Here is a 22,338-nt window from a genome sequence, read left to right on the forward strand (position 1 = left end):
GAGTGCAACCGGCAACGGTTACGTATTTTTTGACCGAATGGAAAACTTTTGACCAAACGTGGGGCACAATGCAAGCGCCCTGTTAGCGCTAAGCTGAAATCAGCGTCTTTCGCAGAGAAAGAATATAGTTTAACACTAAACTACCAGATTTTATGAGGCGATCCGATGTCCGACAGCCATAACGAGAAACTGCGCCAGGCAGCCCTGTTTTACCACGAACACCCGAAACCCGGGAAGCTGGAGGTGCGCGCCACCAAACCGCTGGCCAACGGCCGCGACCTGGCCCGCGCCTATAGCCCCGGCGTGGCTGAGGCCTGTCTGGAGATCAAATCCGAACCCTCAGACGCCAGCCGCTACACAGCGCGCGGCAATCTGGTGGGCGTTGTGTCCAACGGCTCAGCCGTTCTGGGCCTCGGCAACATCGGCGCGCTGGCCTCCAAACCGGTGATGGAAGGCAAGGCGGTTCTGTTCAAGAAATTCGCCAACATCGACTGTTTCGACATCGAGGTTGAAGAAAAAGATCCCGAAAAACTGGCCGAGATTGTCTGCGCGCTGGAGCCGACCTTTGGCGCGATCAACCTCGAAGACATCAAAGCCCCCGACTGTTTCATCGTGGAAAAGATCTGCCGGGAAAAGATGAACATCCCCGTCTTCCACGATGACCAGCACGGCACCGCAATCGTTGTTGGCGCCGCTGCGACCAATGCGCTGGAAGTGGCGGGCAAACGCTTTGAGGACATCAAGATCGTCTCCACCGGTGGTGGCGCGGCGGGCATTGCTTGCCTCAACATGCTGCTGAAACTGGGTGTGAAACGTGAAAACGTCTGGCTCTGCGATATTGACGGTCTGGTTTACGAAGGCCGCACCAGTGAGATGACGCCGCAGAAGGCGGAATATGCCCAAGCCAGCGACAAACGCACGCTGGATGAGGTGATCGACGGCGCCGACATGTTCCTGGGCCTGTCCGGCCCCGGCGTGTTGAAGCCTGAAATGGTGGCCAAGATGGCGGATCGCCCGATCATCTTTGCGCTGGCCAACCCGACCCCGGAAATCATGCCAGACCTGGCCCGCGAAGTGGCGCCTGAGGCGATCATCGCCACCGGCCGCAGCGACTTCCCCAATCAGGTGAACAACGTCCTGTGCTTCCCGTTCATCTTCCGCGGCGCGCTGGATGTAGGCGCGACTGAGATCAACGATGAGATGTGCGTCGCCTGTGTGCAGGGCATCGCCGAACTGGCCCGCGCCACCACCTCGGCTGAGGCGGCAGCGGCCTATAAGGGCGAACAGCTGACCTTTGGCTGTGACTACCTGATCCCAAAACCCTTTGATCCGCGTCTGGTTGGCGTGGTCTCCGCCGCCGTGGCCAAGGCCGCAATGGACAGCGGCGTCGCCACCCGCCCGATTGAGGATCTGGAGGCGTATAAGCACAAGCTGGATCAGTCGGTCTTCAAATCGGCGCTGCTGATGCGGCCGCTGTTTGAAAGCGCCCGCGCCGCCTCGCGCCGGATCATCTTTGCTGAGGGTGAAGATGAACGTGTGCTGCGCGCCGCGCAGGCCATTTTGGAAGAGACAACCGAAACGCCAATCCTGATCGGCCGCCCCGAGGTTCTGGAGGCGCGCTGTGAACGTGCTGGTCTGACCATCCGCCCGGGGCAGGACTTTGAGTTTGTGAACCCGGAAAACGACCCGCGCTATTTCGACTATTGGAACAGCTACCATCAGCTGATGGAACGCAAAGGCGTCACCCCCGATATCGCCAAGGCGATCATGCGCACCAACACCACCGCCATTGGCGCGGTGGCCGTGCAGCGCGGTGAGGCGGACAGCCTGATCTGCGGCACCTTTGGCGAATACCGTTGGCATCTGGACTACATCCAGCAGATCCTAGGCAGCCAGACCCTGACGCCCCATGGCGCTCTGTCGCTGATGATCCTTGAGGATGGCCCGCTGTTCATCGCTGACACGCAGGTGAATGAGTTGCCGACGCCGGACCAGCTGGTGCGCATCGTCGAAGGCGCCGCCCGTCACGTCCGCCGCTTTGGTCTGGAACCCAATATCGCGCTGTGTTCGCAGAGCCAATTCGGCAACCACAAAGAGGGCTCCGGCAAACGACTGCGTGAGGCGCTGGAGATCCTCGACAGCCGTAATCCTGACTTCTGCTATGAGGGCGAGATGAACGTCGACGTGGCGCTGGATCCCGAACTGCGTCAGCGTATCTTCCCCCGTTCCCGGATGCAGGGCGCGGCCAACGTGCTGGTTTTTGCCCATGCCGATGCGGCGTCGGGTGTGCGCAACATTCTGAAAATGCGCGCTGACGGGCTGGAGGTAGGTCCGATCCTGATGGGCATGGGCAACAAGGCCCATATCGTCAGCCCTTCGATCACGGCGCGGGGGCTGTTGAACATGGCCGCCATCGCCGGCACACCGGTGGATCATTATGGCTAAGGTCCTTTATTGGGGGGGGCACGGTCTGGCCGTGCTCCTCCTGACATTGTTGACCTTTGTTGGCGGGATCGCCTGGGCCGTTGCGCTCTTTGGGACCCGCATCCACTTCCTCTTCCGCTTTGCGCTTGTCTATGTGGCTCTGTCACTTGCCCTACTGTGGGTGCCCTATCTGCTGCATCAGAACGGCGTTGTGGCCGTGCCGCGGATCAGCACCAGTTTCCAATCTTCGCCGTTTCTGAGAACCCCGGTGATCTACCGGGTGCTGAACCGCGATTTTGTCAGGCCGGAACTGCGCGGCGTCGCCCGGGATCTGGCCGATCACATGGCCCAACGGTTTCCCGCCACCCCGCGCACAGTGACCTATGCGCTGGATGGCAACTTCCCCTTCTTTGACGGGCTGCCCCTGCTGCCCCACCTCAGCCATGATGACGGCGAGGCACTGGATCTGGCGCTTTACTGGCAGGATGCAAATGGCGCCTATGTTGCGGGCCCCGGCAAATCGCCGCTGGGATATTGGGGCTATGTGGACGGCCCAAGCGATTGCCCAACGCGCCCGGATGATCTGCGCTGGGATATGGACTGGCTGCAGCCGCGCCTGCCGGATCTGCAACTGGATGTCGCCCGCACCCGCGAAGCGCTGATCTGGCTCAGCCAGGACCGCCGGGTGCATAAGATCCTGGTCGAACCGCATATCCTGGCCCAGATCGGCTACGACCACCCCAAGATCAGGTTTCAGGGCTGCGCGGCGGCGCGCCACGATGACCACATCCACATTCAGCTGTGATCCAGAATCACGCAGTCCTCACACCCGCCGCAGCTAACTTTGCAAACTCCACCGTAATTTCCCCGTATTTCTTGCAGAATTTGCTGCTTTGCAAAACTTTGCAGAGTGAATTTGGAAGATTCTGCAAATATCTGCGTATTTCTGTCACTGTTGGCGGCAACATCCTTGCCTCAACGGAAAGCCCTCCCCTACACCTGAGACAAGCAATTTAAGGAGGAGGCATCTGATGACATATAAAGAGGTCTATGAAGGCTGGAAGGCCGACCCGGAAGCGTTCTGGCTGGACGCGGCCAAGGCCATTGACTGGGACGTGGCCCCGACCAAGGCGCTGCATGCCGACAATGCTCCCCTTTATGAATGGTTCAAAGACAGCAAGGTCAACACCTGCTGGAACGCCGTGGACCGCCATGTTGAAGCCGGTCGCGGTGATCAGGTGGCGATCATCCACGACAGCCCGGTCACCGGATCGAAGAAGTGGATCACCTATGTTGAGCTGCGCAACCGGGTGGCCATGCTGGCGGGCGCGCTGCGGGCCAAGGGTGTCGAAAAAGGCGACCGCGTCATCATCTACATGCCGATGATCCCCGAAGCGCTGGAGGCCATGCTGGCCTGTTCCCGTCTGGGCGCTGTGCATTCGGTGGTGTTTGGCGGTTTTGCCTCCAACGAACTGGCGGTGCGCATCGACGATGCCAAGCCCAAGGCCATCATCGCCGCCTCCTGCGGGATTGAGCCGGGCCGCACCGTGCATTACAAACCGCTGCTGGATGGCGCCATTGAACTGGCGCAGCACAAGCCCGACTTCACCGTGATCTTCCAGCGCGAAAACGAAGTGGCCGAGCTGAAAGAAGGCCGCGATTTCAACTGGCACGGCTTCCAATACGGGGTGGAACCGGCGGACTGTGTCCCGGTGGAGGGCGACCACCCTGCCTATATCCTCTATACCTCAGGCACCACCGGCCAACCCAAGGGCGTTGTGCGTCCCACCGCGGGCCATCTGGTGGCGCTCAACTGGTCGATGAAGAACCTCTACAACGTCGATCCCGGCGATGTGTTCTGGGCGGCCTCAGATGTGGGTTGGGTCGTTGGCCACAGCTACATCTGCTACGGCCCGCTGATCCACGGCAACACCACCGTTGTCTTCGAAGGCAAACCCATCGGCACCCCGGATGCGGGCACCTTCTGGCGGGTGATCGAAGAACATAAGGTCAAAAGCTTCTTCACCGCCCCCACCGCCTTCCGCGCAGTGAAGCGCGAAGACCCGCGCGGGGAGTTTGTGGAGAAATATGACCTCTCCTGTCTGGAACAGGTCTATCTGGCGGGCGAACGGGCGGATCCGGACACCATCGTCTGGGCGCAGGAACAGCTGAACGTGCCGGTGATTGACCATTGGTGGCAGACCGAAACCGGCTGGTGCATCGCCGGCAACCCCTTGGGGATCGAAGAGCTGCCCACCAAACTGGGCAGCCCCGCCGTGCCTTTGCCAGGCTATGACGTGCAGATCCTGGATGAAGGCGGCCACCCGGTGCCTGCCGGTGAACTGGGCGCCATTGCCATCAAACTGCCCCTGCCCCCCGGCACCCTGCCGACCCTGTGGAACGCGGAAGAGCGGTTCAAGTCCTCCTACCTCACCACCTTCCCCGGCTACTATGAGACCGGTGATGCCGGCATGATTGATGAGGACGGCTACCTCTCGATCATGGCGCGGACCGATGACGTGATCAACGTCGCCGGCCACCGCCTGTCCACCGGCGGCATGGAAGAGGTACTGGCCGCCCACCCCGATGTGGCCGAATGCGCGGTGATCGGCGTGTCGGACGATCTGAAAGGGCAGCTGCCTCTGGGCTTCCTCTGCCTCAACGCCGGTTGTGACCGGTCCCACGATGAGGTTGTGAAAGAGGTCGTCAAACTGGTGCGCGAAAAGATCGGCCCGGTTGCTGCCTTCAAACTGGCCGCCGTTGTGGACCGCCTGCCCAAGACCCGGTCTGGCAAGATCCTGCGCGGCACCATGGTGTCGATCGCAGATGGCAAAGACTACAAAATGCCGGCCACCATCGATGATCCGGTCATTCTGGATGAGATCAAAACATCCCTGCAGGGGCTGGGCTACGCGGCTGCCTGAGCGGCCAGGCCAGCCTGAGACTACAGAAAACGGCGCGGAACTCTGCGCCGTTTTTCATTGGGCCGCTTTCATTGGACTTGCGACCTCAGGGAATAACCAAAGCGTCCGGATCCCGGCCCGCCCGGGACCAGAGCGGCTCCAGCTCAGCCTGCACTTTGGGCGCCAGTGGCGCGATGCGCAGCGCCTGCAGATAGGCCTCAATCGCGGCAGGTTCATCACCGCGCGCCGCCTCAATCCGGGCTTTCAGCCGCCAGGCGGGCCAGTTGACCTCGGACTGGTGCAGGATCGGCGCCAGCATGGCCAGCGCCGCCTCCTGCTCACCTGCATCCTGCAGGAATACAGCAAGGTTGTAGCGGGCGATTGCAAATTCGGGATAGCGGGCCACCAGATCCTCCATCGCCCTGCGCCCCGCCATCGTGTCGCCAGACAGGAAAAGCGCCATCGCACGCTGCTGCAGCAACATCGCATTGTCTGGCGCCACGCTCAGCCCCTTCTCAGCCGCCAACAGGCTGAGGTCAAAACGCTGCTGCGCCAGGGCGCTGCGGGTCAGAACCAACCAGGGCTCAAACCCGCGCACAGTGCCCTCTGCCTCCATCTGGCGCAGCAAGGCCTCCAGCTGTTTGGCAGCTGGGGCGTATTTATATGAGGTGTAGCGCAGCCCGCCGATCAGCTTGGCCATCTCCGCCTCCTGCGGGGTGAGCCCCTGATCGGGATAGAGCAGCGTCACCGCCGCAACCTTGGCCGGCCGTTTGCGCATTGGTGCCACCAGAACCGACAGCGGGCCCGGATCACGTTGGATCCGGTGGTCGGTCATCGTGGTATGGATCACATCCTGCGTGCGGCGGGTGGGCATATGGCAGGAGGTACATTCACCCTGCGGATCCACATCCGGATGCGGATCCCCCGACGCCATCACCGGCAGATCACGCCCGTCCACCTCATGACAGCTGAGGCAGATCTGCCGATAATGATCCGCGCGTTCGGCCACCGGCACCTTGCGATGGGGATCATGGCAGGTCAGACAGCCCAGCGCGTTGTCCTGCCCCAAAGTCTGCGTGAAGCATGCGCTTTGCTCCATCCGATAGGGATGGTGATTGATGTCAAAGCGCTGCGACTGGTTACGCGTCTCATCGCGGATATCCAGCAACGTCTTATAGTCCTGCAGCGGCTCCCCCGGTCGGAAGGAATAGGCCCCGCGCCCGGGCCGCAACTCGGGCGTAACAGCGACCGAGGGCTGCATATGGCAGCCATAACAGATGCCATATAGCTCCTGCCGCGGCAGATCGATCGGGTTAACGATGGCGGCTTTGATCACCTCGGTTTCCGGCTCTTCGCTATAAAGCGCCCGCAGATGCGCCGCGCCGGGACCATGGCAGCGCTGACAGCCGATCCCTTCGGGCAGATCCACCGGATAGGTCTGGGGCATCCCCTCCAGATCGCTGCCCTCTGGCACATCGGGGAAGGCGTTGTGACAGGCCATGCAGCGATGGCGCACCTGCCGGTTGACGCCAAGATGATCGGCCTCTTCATAGCCCGGCGCCATTTCCCACAGACCACCCTGCAGCGTGTACCACGACAGCGGCAGCTGCATCAGCTCCCCTGAGCCGGTGCGATAGAGGTAGATCCGCGAGTGGTGCCCCGATCCCAGGATCCAATCGACACGGGTTTCAAACACGTGGGTGCGCTGGCCATTGGCGTTCAGCTGATAGCGACGGAAATGATAACGCCCCTCATCAACCCACAGTTCGTAATGCCGGTTGGAGGGTTCATGGTAAAACCGCCCCACCCCATCGGCATCAAAGCGCTCAATCACCTCCGCGCGATCCGCCCTGACGAAGCTTTTGCCCATCCCGACCTGCTGGAAGCTCTCCCATTTGTCGCTGTGGCACTCGCCGCAGACCGCATCGGGCACATAGCCCGCCGCCGCCCCGCTGGTGACGGGGATCTCAAGCCCGACCAAGGGTTCCACAGCGCCCGCCTCAGCCAAGCCGAGGACAGGAAAGGCAAAAACAAAGCTCAAAAACGTGATGGCTAGGCAGCGCATATATCCTCCATGCGCGATAATCTGGCGTCTCAATCAATTGCCGTACCCTAGGCGCTCCGGGCATCTGCAGGCAAGAACCGGGCTTTCCCCGTATTGACCGTCAGGGTTTTGGTAGGTTCCTCTACCGTAAACGGAGGAGAGACATGACAACATCCCGCATTCCCGGGCTGCATAAGATGGGGCGCGCCGAACGGCTGGAGGCCGTGGCAAGCGCCGCTGACCTCAGCGCAGACACCAAGACAGCCCTGAGCCGCAACAGTGCCACCGCGGATCTGGCGGATCACCTGTCGGAAAACGTGATCTCAACCATTGAGGTGCCGCTGGGGGTGGCCACTAATCTGGTGGTCGATGGCACGGAGGTGCTGGTGCCGATGGCGACCGAGGAAAGCTCGGTCATTGCGGCGGTCTGCAACGGCGCACGCGCCTGCCGCCCAAGCGGCGGCGTGGTGACAGAGGCGGACGATCCCGTGATGATCGCGCAGGTGCAGATCACCAATGTGCCAGATGTCGCGGCAGGTCAGGCAGCCCTCTTGGCGCAGGAGGCCACGATCAAATCGGTCTGCGACGGATGTGACCCGATGCTGGTGTCGCTGGGCGGCGGGTTTCGCGGGCTAGAGGCGCGGGCGCTGGAAAACGGTATGCTGGTTCTGCACCTGCATGTGGATGTGCGTGACGCGATGGGGGCCAACACGGTCAACACCATGGCCGAAACGCTGGCGCCACAGATCGAAACCTGGACCGGCGGCACCGTAGGGCTGCGCATCCTGTCAAACCTTGCTGACAGGCGGCTGGTGCGCGCCCGGGCCCGCTGGGCGGCGGAGGAGATTGGCGCCGACACAGTGGCAGACATCCTCAACGCCTATGCTTTCGCCGCCGCTGACCCCTACCGGGCCGCGACCCACAACAAGGGGATCATGAACGGCATTGATGCCGTGGCATTGGCCACCATGAACGACACCCGCGCGATTGAAGCCGGGGCGCACGCCTATGCCGCCACCCGTGGTCCAGGCTATGCGCCGCTGACCCGCTATTGGCAGGAGGGGGAGGATCTGATGGGGGAAATTGAGTTGCCCCTGGCCATGGGCATCGTCGGCGGGGCCACCCGCGCCCATCCCACCGCACAGGCCGCGCTGAAAATCATGCAGGCAGACGGCGCAGACCGATTGTCCCGGGTGACGGCGGCTGTGGGGTTAATCCAGAACTTCTCGGCCCTGCGCGCCTTGGCCACCGAAGGCATTCAACGCGGCCACATGAGCCTGCATGCCCGCAACGTCGCCATCACCGCAGGGGCAACCGGGGCGCAGGTGGATCAGATCGCACAGGAGATGATCGCCCGCAAAACCATCCGCGAAGATGTGGCCCGGGCCTTGCTGTCAGAAGGGGCGCCCTAAGACGGCTTAAACAAACTGCTCCCGCAGCAGCCGTTCTTCCAATCCGTGACCGGGGTCAAACAGCATGTTGTGGGAAATCTCCGGCTCAGACTGGATTTCCACCGACAGGACATTGGGCACCAATGTGCTGTCAGCCTCAGCCATCACCGGGCGTTTGCCCGGCTCAATCACATCAAAACGCACCTTCGCCGTGGAGGGCAGCAAGGCCCCCCGCCAGCGCCGGGGGCGGAACGGCGCAATCGCGGTCAGCGCCAGCACATCCGATCCAATCGGCAGGATCGGCCCATGGGCGGAATAGTTATAGGCGGTGGACCCCGCCGGCGTCGAAATCAGCGCCCCATCGCAGACCAGTTCCTCCATCCGCAGGCGCCCGTCGATTGTGATCCGCAGCTTCGCCGCCTGTGATCCTGAGCGCAGGACCGAGACCTCATTCAGCGCCAATTCGCGATGTTTGGTGCCATCTGCGCAGGTCGCCAACATGGAAAGCGGGTGAATCACCGCCTCCTCCGCCTGCTGCAGACGTTCCATCAGATCGCCCTCGGCATATTCGTTCATCAAAAAGCCAACGGTGCCGCGATTCATCCCGTAGACAGGTTTCGCCAGATCACGGGTCCTGTGCAGCGTGGCCAGCATGAAACCGTCACCGCCCAAAGCGACGATCACATCGGCCTCGGCCTCCTCGACATTGCCATAGCGGCTGATCAGCGCGGCACGGCCGGTTTGGGCCGATGGGCTGTCACTGGCGACAAATGCGATTTTCATAGTTAACCCGGCACCCTGTAGTTTCCGATAGGCGTCATTCGTGCCGATCGAAACACAAGTTCACAGCAAGTACCACCCCTGCCGCCAACACACGCCACTTGGTCGCATTCATAGCTTTCCGATTCACCATTATTCCGTTACCTAGCCGCCAACCCTATCCCATGACCCAGCCATGACGGAGCGTCCCATGTCCGATACCGGTTTCTTCACCGAAAGCCTCTCTTCCCGCGATCCTGAGCTGTTTGGCTCCATCACCGATGAGCTGGGCCGCCAGCGCAACGAGATCGAGCTGATCGCCTCGGAAAACATCGTCTCTGCCGCCGTGATGGAAGCGCAGGGTTCGGTGATGACCAACAAATACGCCGAAGGCTACCCGGGCCGCCGCTACTATGGCGGTTGCCAGTATGTCGATGTGGCCGAAAACCTGGCCATTGAGCGCGCGAAAGAGCTGTTCGGCTGTGAGTTCGCCAATGTGCAGCCCAACTCGGGCAGCCAGGCCAACCAGGGCGCCTTCATGGCGATGATCAAACCCGGTGACACCATCCTGGGAATGAACCTGGCCTCCGGTGGTCACCTGACCCACGGCGCCGCGCCGAACCAGTCGGGCAAATGGTTCAACGCCGTTCAGTATGGCGTACGTCAGCAGGACAACCTGATCGACTATGACGAAGTTGCCGCCCTGGCCCGTGAGCACAAGCCGGCGCTGATCATTGCCGGTGGTTCTGCCATCCCGCGTCAGATCGATTTCGCCAAGTTCCGTGAGATCGCTGATGAGGTTGGCGCCTACCTGATGGTAGACATGGCCCACTTCGCCGGTCTGGTTGCTGCGGGTGAACACCCCTCGCCCTTCCCCTATGCGGATGTGGCCACCACCACCACCCACAAGACCCTGCGCGGTCCGCGCGGCGGCATGATCCTGACCAACAACGCCGATCTGGCCAAGAAGATCAACTCGGCCATCTTCCCCGGCATTCAGGGCGGCCCGCTGATGCATGTGATCGCGGCCAAGGCCGTGGCCTTTGGCGAAGCGCTGCGTCCTGAGTTCAAAGAGTATCAGAAACAGGTGCGCGCCAACGCCGATGCGCTGGCCGACCAGCTGATGAAGGGTGGTCTGGACATCGTCACCGGCGGCACCGACACCCATGTGATGCTGGTGGACCTGCGCCCCAAAGGCGTAAAAGGCAACGCCACCGAAAAGGCCCTGGGCCGCGCCCATATCACCTGCAACAAAAACGGCATCCCGTTTGACCCGGAAAAGCCGATGGTCACCTCGGGCATCCGTCTGGGCACCCCGGCCGGCACCACCCGCGGTTTTGGTGAGGCCGAGTTCCGCCAGATCGCAGACTGGATTGTCGAAGTGGTAGACGGTCTGGCCGCCAACGGTGAAGAGGGCAACGGCGCAGTTGAAGCCAAGGTAAAGGCCGAGGTCGAAGCCTTCTGCGCCAACTTCCCGATGTACCCGAACCTGTAAGCAAGTCTGACATCAAGAAATCAGAACCCCCGGCCCAATGGACCGGGGGTTTTTCTTTGGCGCAAGCCCTCAATACCAGAAGCGCGACAGGTGCTTTTCGTTTTCCGCCCGCAGCGCCGCACGGCAGCGCCTATGTTGGGCAAGTCGCGCTTCGTGTTTTTTTTGGCAAGTGTTTACCCACGTCTATCTTGCGTGGCGTTTGGCTGAACCAACTGGTAAGTTTCCCAAACATTGAAAATGTCTCCGTTAAGATCTGTCTATCTGTCAGCTTAGCGAAGACGGCTGCGGTGACAGCTGCACTTCAGCTGCCACCTTGTAAGCAGGGCTTACACGTCTTCGCGCAGGGCCTCCTCCAGCATCTTTTCATTGCGGGCCTCTTCGATCTTGCGAATGCGGTCCTCACTGGAGCGGGCGTCAAAGCGATACTTCACCACGTTGATCAGGCTCAGCGTCAGCAACAGGATGCCCATGCCCCAGAACCCTTTGGTGGCCAGCGGCACCTCAGTCGAAAGCCACAGTGAGACGCCCAGCATCCCATAGGCAATGGCGACACCAGCCATGTTGAGAAGGACGATAAGGGCGTTGTCATTACGATCGGTCATTTCAAAATTCTCCTAATTCTATCAGTGGCCTATCAGGTGTTGGGTTGGGGATTATTTGGTTTTCAGCCGCGCCAGCACATCGGCGGCGGTAGATTTTGTGGCGGGGCCAAACCCGGCCTCGGCAAGGGTATCGGTGGCGCTGCCGGGGGTCAGATCGGCGTCAATCTCATTCAGGATCATGGACTGCTCAAAGGGGTCCTCACGGTCCAGCACCCGGGCGATCAACCCTTCGGCCTCTTCAAAGGCGCTGTCCTTCGCCACATGACGTCCCAGCCGTTTCTGCATCTGCTGTTCCTTATGGGCCGCACGGGCCTGCAGGGCGCCCTGCTTCAGATCCAGAATGCGACGGTGGGCGCGTTCAACCGAGTGTTTCAGCTGCATCACCCGGGCCTCCAGCCGCTCCAGCGTCTGTTGGCGCTGCTGGCGTTCGTTTTCCATGCGGGCAATGGCGTCCGCCGCCTGCATCGCCAGATCCTCACGCCCGCCCTCCAATGCGGCGGTGGCGCGGCTGGTCAGATCCGCGATCTGCCCGTCAATCCGCTCCAGCTGGCTGGCTTCGCCGCGCTGTTTCTGCATCAGGCTGGCCAGGGTGAACTTGGCATTTTTTAAACCCGCCTCAGCTTCGCGGATTTTCTGATCGATCAATTCAATCGCGTAGGTGTCGCGCAGACGCTCTTCTGCACGGGCATTTGCGCCGGTCACCAGGGTCTTCAAAGTCGAGAACATTGTCTTTCCTCCAATTCACTTGCGATGCTGTCGTGAACATCGTTCATGAATTAGAGATAGGATATTCCTGAACATCGTTCAAGGCATTTTTTGAACGATGTTCAATTTTTTCCAATTTGGCCCAATACCTGCGAGATCATTTCTGCGATCTGATCGCGTGGCACCCCGGAAATCCGCTGCTGCAATCCCAACAAAACCATACCGTGCACCGAGGAAAATAAGGCCCGCGTCATCAATGACAGCTCATCGCGGTCCTTTTCCGGGAACAGCTCGGCCAAGGGCGCCGCGATCAATGCAAACAACTCGCCCAAGGCCTGCATATACCACTGTGGCACCGCATTTTCGGTCGACATGTCCACATCAAACAGCGCCCGCCACAGGTGAGTATTGTCGGCAGCATAGCCCAGATAGGCGTGGCTCATGCGAATCAACCGGGCATTTGGATCCAGATGCTCCGCCCCTTCGAGTGAGCCGCGCACCGTCGCCCCCAATTGCTGAAAGGTGCGGCCGTTCACCTCCAGCACCAGCGCCGTCATATCTTCAAACACATTGTAAATCGCCCCAAGGGCGCACCCCGCCTCTTTCGCCAACTGCCGCGCCTTCAGCGATCCCAGCCCTTCGGCAACAATCTGCGCCTCGGCCAGTTCTACCAGCTTCTCCCGCAGCGCCGCGCGCCGTGCCTCTACCTTGCCTGCCATCTATATTCCCTCATCGCCAGCCGCATTGAACGTCGTTCATGACTACCGCGAAGACCCGCCGAGGGGAAGGCCCAAGCTGGACAGCCCCACCCAAGCGCGGCTAACTGGGCCGATGAAAAAGTCACTTATATCCAAAAGCAAATTTCTGAGCCTCATTCTGCGCCACTCCCCAGAAGAAATCGGCCTAACCCTTGATGGCGCTGGCTGGGCGCCGGTGGATGCGATCCTTGCCAATAGCCGTCAGCCGATCACGCACGAAGAATTGCTAGAGATTGTTGAAACCAATCCAAAACAACGGTTTGCACTATCTGAAGACGGTCGGAGCATCCGCGCGCGGCAAGGCCACTCCCGCGATGTGGACTTGGGGCTCAAGCCAGTCACACCTCCCTCGATCCTTTATCACGGTACTGCCGCAGCCACACGCGTGCAAATTTTGGCTGAAGGCTTGCGACCGATGGGTCGCCATCACGTCCATCTTTCCGCCGATAAGGAGACAGCCCGGACTGTTGGCGCCCGTCATGGGAAACCAGTGATTTTGCAGGTCGCAGCCTCGGCGCTCCACCAACAGGGGCAGGCTTTCTACTTATCGGAAAACGGCGTTTGGCTGACTGGCCCTGTCGCACCAGAGGCACTTTCCGAATGACCCAACACGCCCCCCACACCCTGACCGTTGAACGCCGCCTTGGTGACTGGATGCGTGGGCGGCTACCGGGGCCGGTGGCAGAATTTGTGATGTTTGTGCTGAAACAGGGCTGGGCCTGCCTATTCGGGATTTGCCTGCTGGCCGCGATTCTTGGAAGCAAGGCGATCTGGCAGCCGGACTGGGCGCTACACCGCTATGACGCGTTGGTCATTGTGGCCGTGGGCCTCCAGGTGCTGTTCCTCAGCCTGAAACTGGAAAGCTGGGAAGAGGCCAAGGTCATCGCCCTTTTCCACCTCACCGGCACCGCGATGGAGCTGTTTAAGGTGCAGGCCGGCAGCTGGGCCTATCCCGAACCGGGGCTCCTGAAACTGATGGGGGTGCCGCTGTTTTCCGGCTTCATGTATGCCGCTGTTGGGTCTTATATGGCGCGGGTCATTCGGCTGTTTGACATGCAGTTTGCCCCCTACCCGCCGTTCTGGACCACTGTGGTGCTGGCCGCGGCGATCTATGTGAACTTCTTTGCCCACCATTTTGTGCCCGACATCCGCTACCTGCTGTTTGCCGCCACATTGGTGATGTTTCTGCGCACCCGGATCTGGTTTCGCATTGGCGACAACTGGTATTGGATGCCGCTGCCACTGGCGGCGTTTTTCTCCAGCTTCTTTCTATGGCTGGCCGAAAACATCGGCACGCTCACCGGCACGTGGCTCTACGCCGGACAGAACCCGTTGGAGAAGGTCAGCTTTGCCAAGATGGGATCATGGTATCTGCTGCTCTACGTCAGTTTCGTGACCGTCACCCTGGTGATCCGCCACGCGCTGCACCGTCAGCCAGTACAGCCTCAGCGGATCACAGAAAGCCGCGCCACACCAGAATCAGCAGCAACAACGCCAGCACCGCCAGCAGGTTGAAGGACAGGCTGCCCAAGAGCGACAGCACCGCGCCTTTGCGGCGGTCTTTGACATCCACGGTTTTCAGATGCTGACGCAGAGTGCGATAGGCGCGCTCCACCTCGGCTGCATCGACCTGCATCATCAGCTTGGGGTGGCCCACATGGGCCCCGGCGTCTACCAGCACCTGGGCCGCGCGGCGTACATAGCCCGGCACCCGGCGCCCCAGCCGCTGCAACCGTGCGGTCAGCGGCCCGCTGGACAGGCCAAACTTTTCGGCCAGTAGCTCATTCAGCTCACTCTCCATCCGGGTCAGCGCCTGTTGGTCGATCACTTTTGCGTCCTCTGCATCTAGTGTTGCGCCTTTGAGGCGCGAATGTCTCTGGCAAGCGCGCGCGTGCTCCACTATCTATCCCCCATGCTGAACCAGATTGTCCACGGTGAACCGACCGACCAGCCCGCTCTTTTGATTGTTCATGGCCTTTACGGCTCTGGCCGCAACTGGGGTGTGATTGCCAAACGCCTGTCTGACGAACGGCAGGTGATTGCTGTTGACCAGCGCAACCACGGGCACAGCCCGTGGCATGACAGCCACAGCTATGAGGATATGGCCGAAGATCTGGCCGAGGTGATCCGCGCCCATGGCGCGCCGATGGATGTGCTGGGCCACTCAATGGGCGGCAAAGCCGCGATGGTGCTGGCACTGAAACACCCCGATCTGGTCAACCGGCTGGTGATCGCGGACATTGCGCCGGTCAGCTACACCCATTCGCAGATCCAATATATTGAGGCGATGCGGGCGGTGGATCTGGCACAGGTCGAAAAACGTTCTGACGCGGAGGCGCAGCTGCGCAAGATCGTGGACGATCCGGTGCTGCCGACCTTCTTCACCCAGTCCCTGGATGTCACCGGAAAACGCTGGCGGCTCAACCTGGACGTGCTGGCGCGGGATATGGATCAGATCCTCAGCTTCCCCAAGATTGACGGTCAGTTCGGCGGCAAAACACTGTTTTTGGCCGGGGCGCTGTCGGACTATGTACGCCGGGAAGATCGGGATTTGACCAAAAGCTATTTCCCCAACAGCCACTTTGCCAAACTGCCGGGCGCCGGTCACTGGCTGCATGCGGAAAAGCCGCGTGAGTTCGAAGCCGCTGTGCGCAGCTATCTGGCCAACACCTGATTTTACGCTGTAGCGGCCGTGGTCCTCAGCGGCGGCGACAGCACCTGGGGGACCCCTTCCCGCGAGCACCATCGCCGCCTCCCGCCGAGGCGGGATGCCGAAAACCTATTGATCAATCGTTATAAAGTTTGCGCGCAACCACATAGGTCAGCGGCAGCGACAGGACAAATCCGATCAGCGCCGCTGTCAGCAGGCCGACAACCGTGTCATGGCCCATCACCAGCGCGACGATCAGACATGTGCCGGAAAGGGTTGCACCGATAAACAGGTGCAAAATGGCGGCAAGCCTGAGCATATCTTTCGCCCAATTCAGTTACTTCAAGTTCTTGATCATATTAACTACTTGGAATGCTTCGGGAAATGATTTGAATCAATACTTAAGTCTGTGGTTTTGACGGTGACGTAAGGTCAACAACACATATGCAACCGTAGATATACGGGAAATGGAATATCAAATTGCCTAAATTTTAATCACAGCAAACAGACCTAGTTTATGTATCTTTTCCCTATAAAACTTGAAACATTTGGCAAAAACAAGTTTTGATTGACAACTACTTTTTAGTAACATCTATTAGGTGTGCCGCATGCAGTTGCATGCTCGAACATAACGTCAAATCTCCGACATATACAGCGTCAACACGCCGACAATCATCGGTAGCAACACCGTCAAACCCCGCGGGTCATAACAGTCTGGGCTGCCGCTCAAGACTACGCCCACAGGCCCGCGCCAAAAAGAAACCCCGCACCTAGGTGCGGGGTCGGTTGTCCTATTGCCCTTCGCAGGCGCTCAGGGCCTTCGACACTTAATTCTGTCCCCCGGACAGATTTAACCCCGCACCTAGGTGCGGGGTCGTGTCTCAGCCATCCATCTTCAGGGCCGAGATGAAGGCCTCTTGCGGGATGTCCACCTTACCGAACTGGCGCATCTTCTTCTTACCCGCCTTCTGCTTCTCAAGCAGTTTCTTCTTCCGGGTCATGTCGCCGCCGTAACACTTGGCCGTCACGTCTTTGCGCAGCGCGGCCAGGGTTTCACGGGCGATCACCTTACCGCCGATGGCGGCCTGGATCGGGATCTTGAACATGTGGCGCGGGATCAGCTCTTTCAGCTTCTCACACATGGCGCGGCCCCGCAATTCGGCGCGATCCCGGTGTACCATCACGGAAAGCGCATCCACCGGCTCTTCGTTGACCAGGATGGACATCTTCACCAGCGTGTCTTCGCGGTAGCCGGTCATCTGATAGTCAAAGGACGCGTAGCCCTTGGTCACCGATTTTAGGCGATCGTAGAAGTCAAACACTACCTCGTTCAGCGGCAGGTCATAGACCACCATTGCGCGCGTGCCGGCATAGGTCAGATCTTCCTGCAGGCCACGACGGTCCTGACACAGTTTCAGCACATCGCCCAGATATTCATCCGGCACCATGATGGTGGCCTTGATACGCGGTTCCTCAAGGTGATCCACCTTGGACAGGTCAGGCATATCGGCCGGGTTGTGCAGCTCAATCATCTCACCGGGCTCGTTATCCTTGCCCTTCATGTAGACGTGATAGATCACCGACGGCGCGGTTGTGATCAGCTCAATGTTATATTCGCGTTCGATCCGGTCGCGGATCACCTCAAGGTGCAACAGCCCCAGGAAGCCACAGCGGAAGCCAAAGCCCAGCGCGGCAGAGGTTTCCATTTCATAGGAGAAGGAGGCATCATTTAGCGCCAGCTTCTCAATCGCGCCGCGCAGATCTTCAAACTCGGCCGAGTCGACCGGGAACAGGCCACAGAACACCACCGGCTGGCTGGGTTTAAAGCCTTCCAGCGGCTCCTCGGCGCCTTTCTTTTCGGTGGTGATGGTATCGCCCACCTTGGTATCCCGCACCTGCTTGATCGAAGCGGTGATAAAGCCGATCTCACCCGGGCCCAACTCCTCGACCTGAGTCATCTCGGGGCGGAACACGCCGACCCGATCCACAGGGTAGTTGGCACCGGTCTGCATCATGGTGATGCGTTGCCCTTTGCGCAGGGTGCCGTCCATGATCCGCACCAGAACCACAACGCCCAGGTAAGCGTCATACCAGCTGTCCACCAGCATGGCCTTCAGCGGCGCATCACGATCACCGCTCGGCGCCGGCAGGCGCTGCACGATCGCTTCCAGCGTGTCCTCAATACCGATGCCCGATTTCGCCGAGACCTGAATGGCGTCCGTGGCATCAATACCGATCACATCTTCAATCTGCTCCGCCACCCGGTCACAGTCCGAGGCGGGCAGGTCGATCTTGTTCAGCACCGGCACGATCTCATGATCGGCCTCAATCGCCTGATACACGTTGGCCAGGGTCTGCGCCTCAACCCCTTGGGTCGAATCCACCACCAGCAGCGAACCTTCAACAGCCCGCATTGAACGCGACACCTCATAGGCAAAGTCCACGTGGCCGGGGGTGTCGATCAGGTTCAGCACATAGGTCTCACCATCCTTCGCCTGATAGTCGATGCGCACGGTGTTGGCCTTGATGGTAATGCCGCGTTCCCGCTCGATATCCATCGAGTCCAGGAGCTGCTCCTTCATGTCCCGATCGGCCACGGTATTGGTCGATTGGATCAGGCGGTCAGCCAGCGTGGATTTACCGTGGTCGATATGCGCCACGATCGAGAAGTTGCGGATGTTTTTCAGGTCGGTCATGAGCGGGATATGCGTTGGAATCGGGCGCTGGTCAATATGGCGCATGCGCCCCGCGCCCTGCAAAAGCACTATGAACGCGGGGTTTGGCTGATTTTCGCGGCTGTGCGTCCTTTGCGCCGCGAACTGCGCCCCTCATAAACGGCAATGCGCCCCGGATTTCAGGGGCGCAGATCACGCGCTTTTAGGGCTGGTCCAGGGCTGGCCTGGATGCAGATCAGTCGAAATCAAAGATCTCGGACAGGAAGCTCTTCTGCTTGCGCTTCTTGTAATACTTGCTGTCCCCATAGCCGCGGCTGTCGCGGCGTTCGTCATAGCCCCGGCTGTCATAACCGCTGTCACGGCGCTCTTCGCGATACTCCTGACGCGGCGCGGGCTGCGGCGCCTCGGGCACGGCGGAGCGTTCGATGATCTTGTCCAACTCACCCCGGTCCAGCCAAACGCCGCGGCACTGCGGGCAGTAGTCAATTTCGACCCCGGCGCGTTCGGTCATCACCAGTTGGGCGCCGTCAATCGGACATTGCATCATCATCACTCCTTTATGGTTGCCCCATAGAAATGGGGCTTGCCCCGGCTGGAACAAGCCCCATCAGCGGTCATTTCGACGCAATCAGCGGCGATCAGCGCAGCACATGCACCGCACATTTGGCATGACGCACCACCTGCGTCGCAGTGGAGCCCAGCAGCAGGTTCTGCATGCCCGGACGGTGCGAGGCGATGACGATACAGTCGATGTCATTTTCGGCCGCGTAATCCACAATGGTGCGGCCCGAATGACCATCCACCACCTGAACCTCAACGCCATCGATGCCCTCAACCATTTTGCCCAGCTCTTCGGCAACAGTTTTCTGCATATCATCGTGGAAGCCCGCCGGCACATAGGTCAGCGCATAGCCCGGCACCGCCTCCATCACATGCAGCACGGTCATCGCGCCGCCCTCGGCCCGGATCGCTTGGGCTATTTCCAAGGCACCGGCCGAGTCGCGGTTTTCTTCAAATGAGACGGGGACAAGAATGTTCTTATACATAGGGATCTCCTTTCGCTTGCCGTGACAGTGCCACAGGCGAAAGGAGGCCACCTTGATACAGGTCAGATCCGGGCCAAGTCCGGCTCAGTTGCGGATTACAGGACTGTGACGCGGGTTCCCGTGGGCACCCGCTCATACAGATCCTTCACATGGTCATTGATCATGCGGATGCAGCCGTTGGACACCGAACGCCCGATTGAGCGCGGCTGGGTCGTGCCATGGATGCGGAAATAAGTGTCGCGGCCATTTTTATAGAGGTAGAGCGCCCGTGCCCCCAAGGGGTTCGAAGGCCCACCGGGCTGGATGTAGTCATTGTCAACAAACTTGGAATAGGTGCGCGGCTCCCGCGCGATCATCTCGGCCGTAGGGCGCCAGTTTGGCCATTTCGCCTTGCGCTGGATCACCGCGTCGCCTTTGAACTCCAGCCCTGCTTTGCCGACGCCAACACCGTAGCGCCGTGCCTGATTGGGACCGGTGACCAGATAGAGGTAATGCGCCTGGGGCAGGATCAGGATCTGCCCCGGCTCCACCCCGCTTTTGATCCGTACCTCCTGCGGCAGGTATTTCGTATCAACCTCAAAGGCCCGCGCGATGGAGGGCATCGCAAGCGTGGTCGAGGCGGCGGCAGCGGAGGTGAGGAAATGGCGGCGTAGCATCAGGGGGGCACTCATATGTTTTGCAAAGGAATGGGTGCAGAATGCCCTGAGCCGGGCGGCAAGATCAATATTTTCAAAGGCCCCGGGCGATCACGTTTTTGCCACCGGGCCGCCCGGAGCGCTCAGATCGCCGCCCAATCGGTGAACCGATAAGGCGCCCTGCCCTTCGCCTCAGACGGGCGCGGCAGGTCATGTTTGCGGGTGGGTTGGGGTTCAGGTTTCGGCATCTGTGTGTCCTCCTATGTCTAAGGACGTGGGGAGGCAGAGGGCCTGTGTCCAGCGATGTTTCAGCCAGATGGCGGCGCTGTGAGGGGATGTGTATTTAGAGGCAGATACCTCTGAACTTCGCCCCTAGCGACCGAACCGAGGGGCGAAGCGAAGCGCCCGCCCCGTGGGGGCGGTTCGGGCGCTGCCAAATCAGAGATTTGGCATAGGTGCTTCGCTCAAGGTTTGGAGACCTTAACAAAAAAGCGGCCCCGAAGGGCCGCTTTGCCACCCCTTAACGGGTGAATTTCTTGTGCTTGATCCGCTTCGGCTCCAGCGCGTCGGGGCCCAGGCGGCGTTTCTTGTCTTCTTCGTAATCCTCGAAGTTGCCCTCGAACCATTCCACATGGGCGTCGCCTTCGAAGGCGAGGATGTGGGTACAGATCCGGTCAAGGAAGAAACGGTCGTGCGAAATCACCACCGCGCAGCCGGCGAAATCAACCAGCGCATCTTCCAGGGCGCGCAGGGTCTCAACATCCAGGTCGTTGGTCGGTTCGTCAAGCAGCAGCACGTTGCCGCCCTCTTTCAGCAGACGCGCCATGTGGACACGGTTGCGCTCACCACCGGACAGGAGGTTCAGGGTTTTTTGCTGATCGCCACCTTTGAAGTTGAAGGACGAGCAATAGGCGCGCGAGTTGACCTGCGCATCGCCCAGTTCAATCAGCTCCGCCCCGCCGGAAATCGCTTCCCAGACGGTTTCATTGTCTTTCAGATCGTCGCGCGACTGATCCACATAGGACAGCTGGACGGTCTCACCATATTCCACGGTGCCCTCATCAGGCTGTTCCTGACCGGTCAGCATTCGGAACAGGGTGGTTTTACCGGCGCCGTTGGGGCCGATCACACCAACAATGCCACCGGGCGGCAGCGAGAAGGACAGATCCTCAACGAGGAGCTTATCGCCCATCGCCTTTTTCAGGCCGTTCACTTCAATCACCTTGCCACCAAGACGCTGACCGTTCGGGATCACGATCTGGGCACGGGTGATTTTTTCGCGCTCGGACTGGTTGGCCAGATCGTTATAGGCGGCGATACGGGCCTTGGATTTCGCCTGACGCGCCTTGGCGCCCTGACGCATCCACTCCAGCTCACGCTCCAGCGTTTTCTGGCGGGCTTTGTCTTCTTTGGCTTCGTGCTGCAAGCGTTTTGCCTTCTGCTCCAGCCAGGCCGAGTAGTTGCCTTCGTAAGGAATGCCACGGCCGCGGTCGAGTTCCAGGATCCAGCCGGTGATGTCATCCAGGAAGTAACGGTCGTGGGTGACGATCAGGATGGTGCCCTTGTAGTCGATCAGGTGCTGCTGCAGCCAGGCGATGGTTTCCGCATCCAGGTGGTTGGTCGGTTCGTCAAGCAGCAGCATGTCTGGTGCTTCCAGCAGCAGCTTACACAGCGCCACACGACGTTTCTCACCGCCCGACAGGCTGGTCACATCGGCATCATCGGGGGGGCAGCGCAGCGCCTCCAGCGAAATGTCGACCTGGCTGTCCAGATCCCACAGGTTCTGGCTGTCGATCTCATCCTGCAGCTGCGCCATCTCATCCGCGGTTTCATCGCTGTAGTTCATCGCCAGCTCATTGTAGCGATCCAGGATGGCCTTTTTCTCGGCCACACCCAGCATCACATTGCCGCGCACATCCAGGCTCGGGTCCAGCTCCGGCTCCTGCGGCAGGTAGCCAACCTTGGCCCCTTCGGCGTGCCAGGCTTCACCGGTGAAGTCCTTGTCCATACCGGCCATGATTTTCATCAGCGTCGATTTACCGGCGCCGTTCACGCCCACAACGCCGATCTTCACCCCGGGGAGGAAGTTCAGGTGGATGTTTTCAAAGCATTTCTTACCGCCCGGATAGGTCTTGGAGACGCCGGACATGTGGTAGACATATTGATAGGATGCCATGGGGAGCTCTCTTACAGGAAAACTTAGGTTGGCAGAGGTGATAGCGGATGGGGCTTGGGGGGGCAATGCGGTTGG

Annotated in this window: 21 protein-coding genes; 9 read left to right on the forward strand and 12 right to left on the reverse strand. The window is 60.2% G+C overall.

Going from position 1 to position 22,338, the window contains the following annotated elements; translation table 11 throughout:
* Nucleotides 1-165 precede the first annotated feature (165 nt).
* The 3 genes from ACORLH_RS17330 (at nt 166) to prpE (ending at nt 5,348) form a co-directional block, all read left to right on the forward strand.
* Nucleotides 166-2,445, forward strand: coding sequence for an NADP-dependent malic enzyme (locus ACORLH_RS17330; RefSeq protein ID WP_321829622.1), 2,280 nt, complete (start codon nt 166-168; stop codon nt 2,443-2,445).
* On the forward strand, nt 2,438-3,229 hold the full coding sequence (locus tag ACORLH_RS17335) for a hypothetical protein (RefSeq protein WP_321829623.1): 792 nt from the start codon (nt 2,438-2,440) through the stop codon (nt 3,227-3,229). The genes ACORLH_RS17330 and ACORLH_RS17335 overlap by 8 nt, the downstream gene beginning before the upstream one ends.
* Before the next feature lie 226 nt (nt 3,230-3,455).
* Entirely contained in the window at nt 3,456-5,348 is a 1,893-nt protein-coding gene (gene prpE / locus ACORLH_RS17340) for a propionate-CoA ligase PrpE (protein ID WP_321829625.1), read from the forward strand.
* 85 nt (nt 5,349-5,433) lie between these two features.
* Here the strand turns inward: prpE and ACORLH_RS17345 are convergent, their stop codons facing one another.
* The gene (locus tag ACORLH_RS17345; RefSeq protein WP_321829626.1) at nt 5,434-7,392 is read right to left on the reverse strand and encodes a cytochrome c3 family protein; all 1,959 of its coding nucleotides are present in this window, start codon (nt 7,390-7,392) and stop codon (nt 5,434-5,436) included.
* Between the two features lie 92 nt (nt 7,393-7,484).
* Between ACORLH_RS17345 and ACORLH_RS17350 the strand changes: the two genes are divergently transcribed.
* Complete coding sequence (locus ACORLH_RS17350) at nt 7,485-8,783, forward strand: hydroxymethylglutaryl-CoA reductase, degradative (RefSeq protein WP_321832844.1); 1,299 nt, start codon at nt 7,485-7,487, stop codon at nt 8,781-8,783.
* A gap of 6 nt (nt 8,784-8,789) precedes the next feature.
* Here the strand turns inward: ACORLH_RS17350 and ACORLH_RS17355 are convergent, their stop codons facing one another.
* On the reverse strand, nt 8,790-9,545 hold the full coding sequence (locus ACORLH_RS17355) for an NAD kinase (RefSeq protein WP_321829627.1): 756 nt from the start codon (nt 9,543-9,545) through the stop codon (nt 8,790-8,792).
* A 187-nt stretch (nt 9,546-9,732) separates the two neighbouring features.
* On the opposite strand from ACORLH_RS17355, the gene glyA reads away from it, so the two are divergent.
* On the forward strand, nt 9,733-11,016 hold the full coding sequence (glyA, locus tag ACORLH_RS17360; protein ID WP_321829629.1) for a serine hydroxymethyltransferase: 1,284 nt from the start codon (nt 9,733-9,735) through the stop codon (nt 11,014-11,016).
* A gap of 326 nt (nt 11,017-11,342) precedes the next feature.
* Here the strand turns inward: glyA and ACORLH_RS17365 are convergent, their stop codons facing one another.
* From ACORLH_RS17365 to ACORLH_RS17375, 3 genes are all read right to left on the reverse strand, one after another.
* Entirely contained in the window at nt 11,343-11,618 is a 276-nt protein-coding gene (locus ACORLH_RS17365) for a hypothetical protein (RefSeq protein ID WP_058245007.1), read from the reverse strand.
* Between the two features lie 51 nt (nt 11,619-11,669).
* The gene (locus ACORLH_RS17370) at nt 11,670-12,344 is read right to left on the reverse strand and encodes a PspA/IM30 family protein (RefSeq protein WP_321829631.1); all 675 of its coding nucleotides are present in this window, start codon (nt 12,342-12,344) and stop codon (nt 11,670-11,672) included.
* 101 nt (nt 12,345-12,445) lie between these two features.
* The gene (locus ACORLH_RS17375) at nt 12,446-13,042 is read right to left on the reverse strand and encodes a TetR/AcrR family transcriptional regulator (protein WP_058245009.1); all 597 of its coding nucleotides are present in this window, start codon (nt 13,040-13,042) and stop codon (nt 12,446-12,448) included.
* A gap of 112 nt (nt 13,043-13,154) precedes the next feature.
* Between ACORLH_RS17375 and ACORLH_RS17380 the strand changes: the two genes are divergently transcribed.
* On the forward strand, nt 13,155-13,685 hold the full coding sequence (locus ACORLH_RS17380; protein ID WP_321829632.1) for an RNA 2'-phosphotransferase: 531 nt from the start codon (nt 13,155-13,157) through the stop codon (nt 13,683-13,685).
* A complete protein-coding gene (locus ACORLH_RS17385; RefSeq protein ID WP_321829633.1) occupies nt 13,682-14,596 on the forward strand; it encodes a DUF817 domain-containing protein in 915 nt (304 codons plus the stop codon). Before ACORLH_RS17380 ends, ACORLH_RS17385 begins: the two co-directional genes overlap by 4 nt.
* Here the strand turns inward: ACORLH_RS17385 and ACORLH_RS17390 are convergent.
* On the reverse strand, nt 14,535-14,909 hold the full coding sequence (locus tag ACORLH_RS17390; protein WP_321829635.1) for a hypothetical protein: 375 nt from the start codon (nt 14,907-14,909) through the stop codon (nt 14,535-14,537). The genes ACORLH_RS17385 and ACORLH_RS17390 overlap by 62 nt on opposite strands.
* Before the next feature lie 84 nt (nt 14,910-14,993).
* Between ACORLH_RS17390 and ACORLH_RS17395 the strand changes: the two genes are divergently transcribed.
* Nucleotides 14,994-15,755, forward strand: coding sequence for an alpha/beta fold hydrolase (locus ACORLH_RS17395; RefSeq protein ID WP_321832845.1), 762 nt, complete (start codon nt 14,994-14,996; stop codon nt 15,753-15,755).
* 112 nt (nt 15,756-15,867) lie between these two features.
* On the opposite strand, the gene ACORLH_RS17400 is transcribed toward ACORLH_RS17395, so the two are convergent.
* Nucleotides 15,868-16,050 carry a CTP synthetase gene (locus tag ACORLH_RS17400; protein ID WP_321829636.1) on the reverse strand — a complete coding sequence of 61 codons (183 nt, stop codon included), beginning with the start codon at nt 16,048-16,050 and terminating at the stop codon, nt 15,868-15,870.
* Nucleotides 16,051-16,612: 562 nt separating this feature from the next.
* Nucleotides 16,613-18,427 carry a translation elongation factor 4 gene (lepA, locus tag ACORLH_RS17405; RefSeq protein WP_321829637.1) on the reverse strand — a complete coding sequence of 605 codons (1,815 nt, stop codon included), beginning with the start codon at nt 18,425-18,427 and terminating at the stop codon, nt 16,613-16,615.
* Nucleotides 18,428-18,436: 9 nt separating this feature from the next.
* Here lepA and ACORLH_RS17410 point away from each other — a divergent pair, with 9 nt between their 5' ends.
* A complete protein-coding gene (locus ACORLH_RS17410; RefSeq protein WP_321829639.1) occupies nt 18,437-18,565 on the forward strand; it encodes a hypothetical protein in 129 nt (42 codons plus the stop codon).
* 76 nt (nt 18,566-18,641) lie between these two features.
* On the opposite strand, the gene ACORLH_RS17415 is transcribed toward ACORLH_RS17410, so the two are convergent.
* The 4 genes from ACORLH_RS17415 to ettA form a co-directional block, all read right to left on the reverse strand.
* A complete protein-coding gene (locus ACORLH_RS17415; RefSeq protein ID WP_321832846.1) occupies nt 18,642-18,950 on the reverse strand; it encodes a zf-TFIIB domain-containing protein in 309 nt (102 codons plus the stop codon).
* Nucleotides 18,951-19,044: 94 nt separating this feature from the next.
* Nucleotides 19,045-19,452, reverse strand: a complete 408-nt coding sequence (locus ACORLH_RS17420; protein WP_321829640.1) for a universal stress protein — start codon at nt 19,450-19,452, stop codon at nt 19,045-19,047.
* 95 nt (nt 19,453-19,547) lie between these two features.
* A complete protein-coding gene (locus ACORLH_RS17425; RefSeq protein WP_321829641.1) occupies nt 19,548-20,123 on the reverse strand; it encodes a L,D-transpeptidase in 576 nt (191 codons plus the stop codon).
* A gap of 484 nt (nt 20,124-20,607) precedes the next feature.
* A complete protein-coding gene (ettA, locus tag ACORLH_RS17430) occupies nt 20,608-22,263 on the reverse strand; it encodes an energy-dependent translational throttle protein EttA (RefSeq protein ID WP_058245016.1) in 1,656 nt (551 codons plus the stop codon).
* Nucleotides 22,264-22,338: the final 75 nt, after the last annotated feature.

Source organism: Thalassovita sp. (assembly GCF_963691685.1).
In the GTDB taxonomy this organism is placed as follows: domain Bacteria; phylum Pseudomonadota; class Alphaproteobacteria; order Rhodobacterales; family Rhodobacteraceae; genus Thalassobius.

Coding starts and splice junctions, on each gene's coding strand:
- ACORLH_RS17335 (WP_321829623.1), top strand. CDS start 2,438: ATGGCTAAGGTCCTTTATTGGGGGGGGCACGGTCTGGCCGTGCTCCTC.
- ACORLH_RS17410 (WP_321829639.1), top strand. CDS start 18,437: ATGCGTTGGAATCGGGCGCTGGTCAATATGGCGCATGCGCCCCGCGCC.
- prpE (WP_321829625.1), top strand. CDS start 3,456: ATGACATATAAAGAGGTCTATGAAGGCTGGAAGGCCGACCCGGAAGCG.
- ACORLH_RS17365 (WP_058245007.1), bottom strand. CDS start 11,618: ATGACCGATCGTAATGACAACGCCCTTATCGTCCTTCTCAACATGGCT.
- lepA (WP_321829637.1), bottom strand. CDS start 18,427: ATGACCGACCTGAAAAACATCCGCAACTTCTCGATCGTGGCGCATATC.
- ACORLH_RS17385 (WP_321829633.1), top strand. CDS start 13,682: ATGACCCAACACGCCCCCCACACCCTGACCGTTGAACGCCGCCTTGGT.
- ACORLH_RS17380 (WP_321829632.1), top strand. CDS start 13,155: ATGAAAAAGTCACTTATATCCAAAAGCAAATTTCTGAGCCTCATTCTG.
- glyA (WP_321829629.1), top strand. CDS start 9,733: ATGTCCGATACCGGTTTCTTCACCGAAAGCCTCTCTTCCCGCGATCCT.
- ACORLH_RS17425 (WP_321829641.1), bottom strand. CDS start 20,123: ATGAGTGCCCCCCTGATGCTACGCCGCCATTTCCTCACCTCCGCTGCC.
- ACORLH_RS17400 (WP_321829636.1), bottom strand. CDS start 16,050: ATGCTCAGGCTTGCCGCCATTTTGCACCTGTTTATCGGTGCAACCCTT.
- ACORLH_RS17330 (WP_321829622.1), top strand. CDS start 166: ATGTCCGACAGCCATAACGAGAAACTGCGCCAGGCAGCCCTGTTTTAC.
- ACORLH_RS17355 (WP_321829627.1), bottom strand. CDS start 9,545: ATGAAAATCGCATTTGTCGCCAGTGACAGCCCATCGGCCCAAACCGGC.
- ACORLH_RS17375 (WP_058245009.1), bottom strand. CDS start 13,042: ATGGCAGGCAAGGTAGAGGCACGGCGCGCGGCGCTGCGGGAGAAGCTG.
- ACORLH_RS17415 (WP_321832846.1), bottom strand. CDS start 18,950: ATGCAATGTCCGATTGACGGCGCCCAACTGGTGATGACCGAACGCGCC.
- ACORLH_RS17395 (WP_321832845.1), top strand. CDS start 14,994: ATGCTGAACCAGATTGTCCACGGTGAACCGACCGACCAGCCCGCTCTT.
- ACORLH_RS17370 (WP_321829631.1), bottom strand. CDS start 12,344: ATGTTCTCGACTTTGAAGACCCTGGTGACCGGCGCAAATGCCCGTGCA.
- ettA (WP_058245016.1), bottom strand. CDS start 22,263: ATGGCATCCTATCAATATGTCTACCACATGTCCGGCGTCTCCAAGACC.
- ACORLH_RS17420 (WP_321829640.1), bottom strand. CDS start 19,452: ATGTATAAGAACATTCTTGTCCCCGTCTCATTTGAAGAAAACCGCGAC.
- ACORLH_RS17345 (WP_321829626.1), bottom strand. CDS start 7,392: ATGCGCTGCCTAGCCATCACGTTTTTGAGCTTTGTTTTTGCCTTTCCT.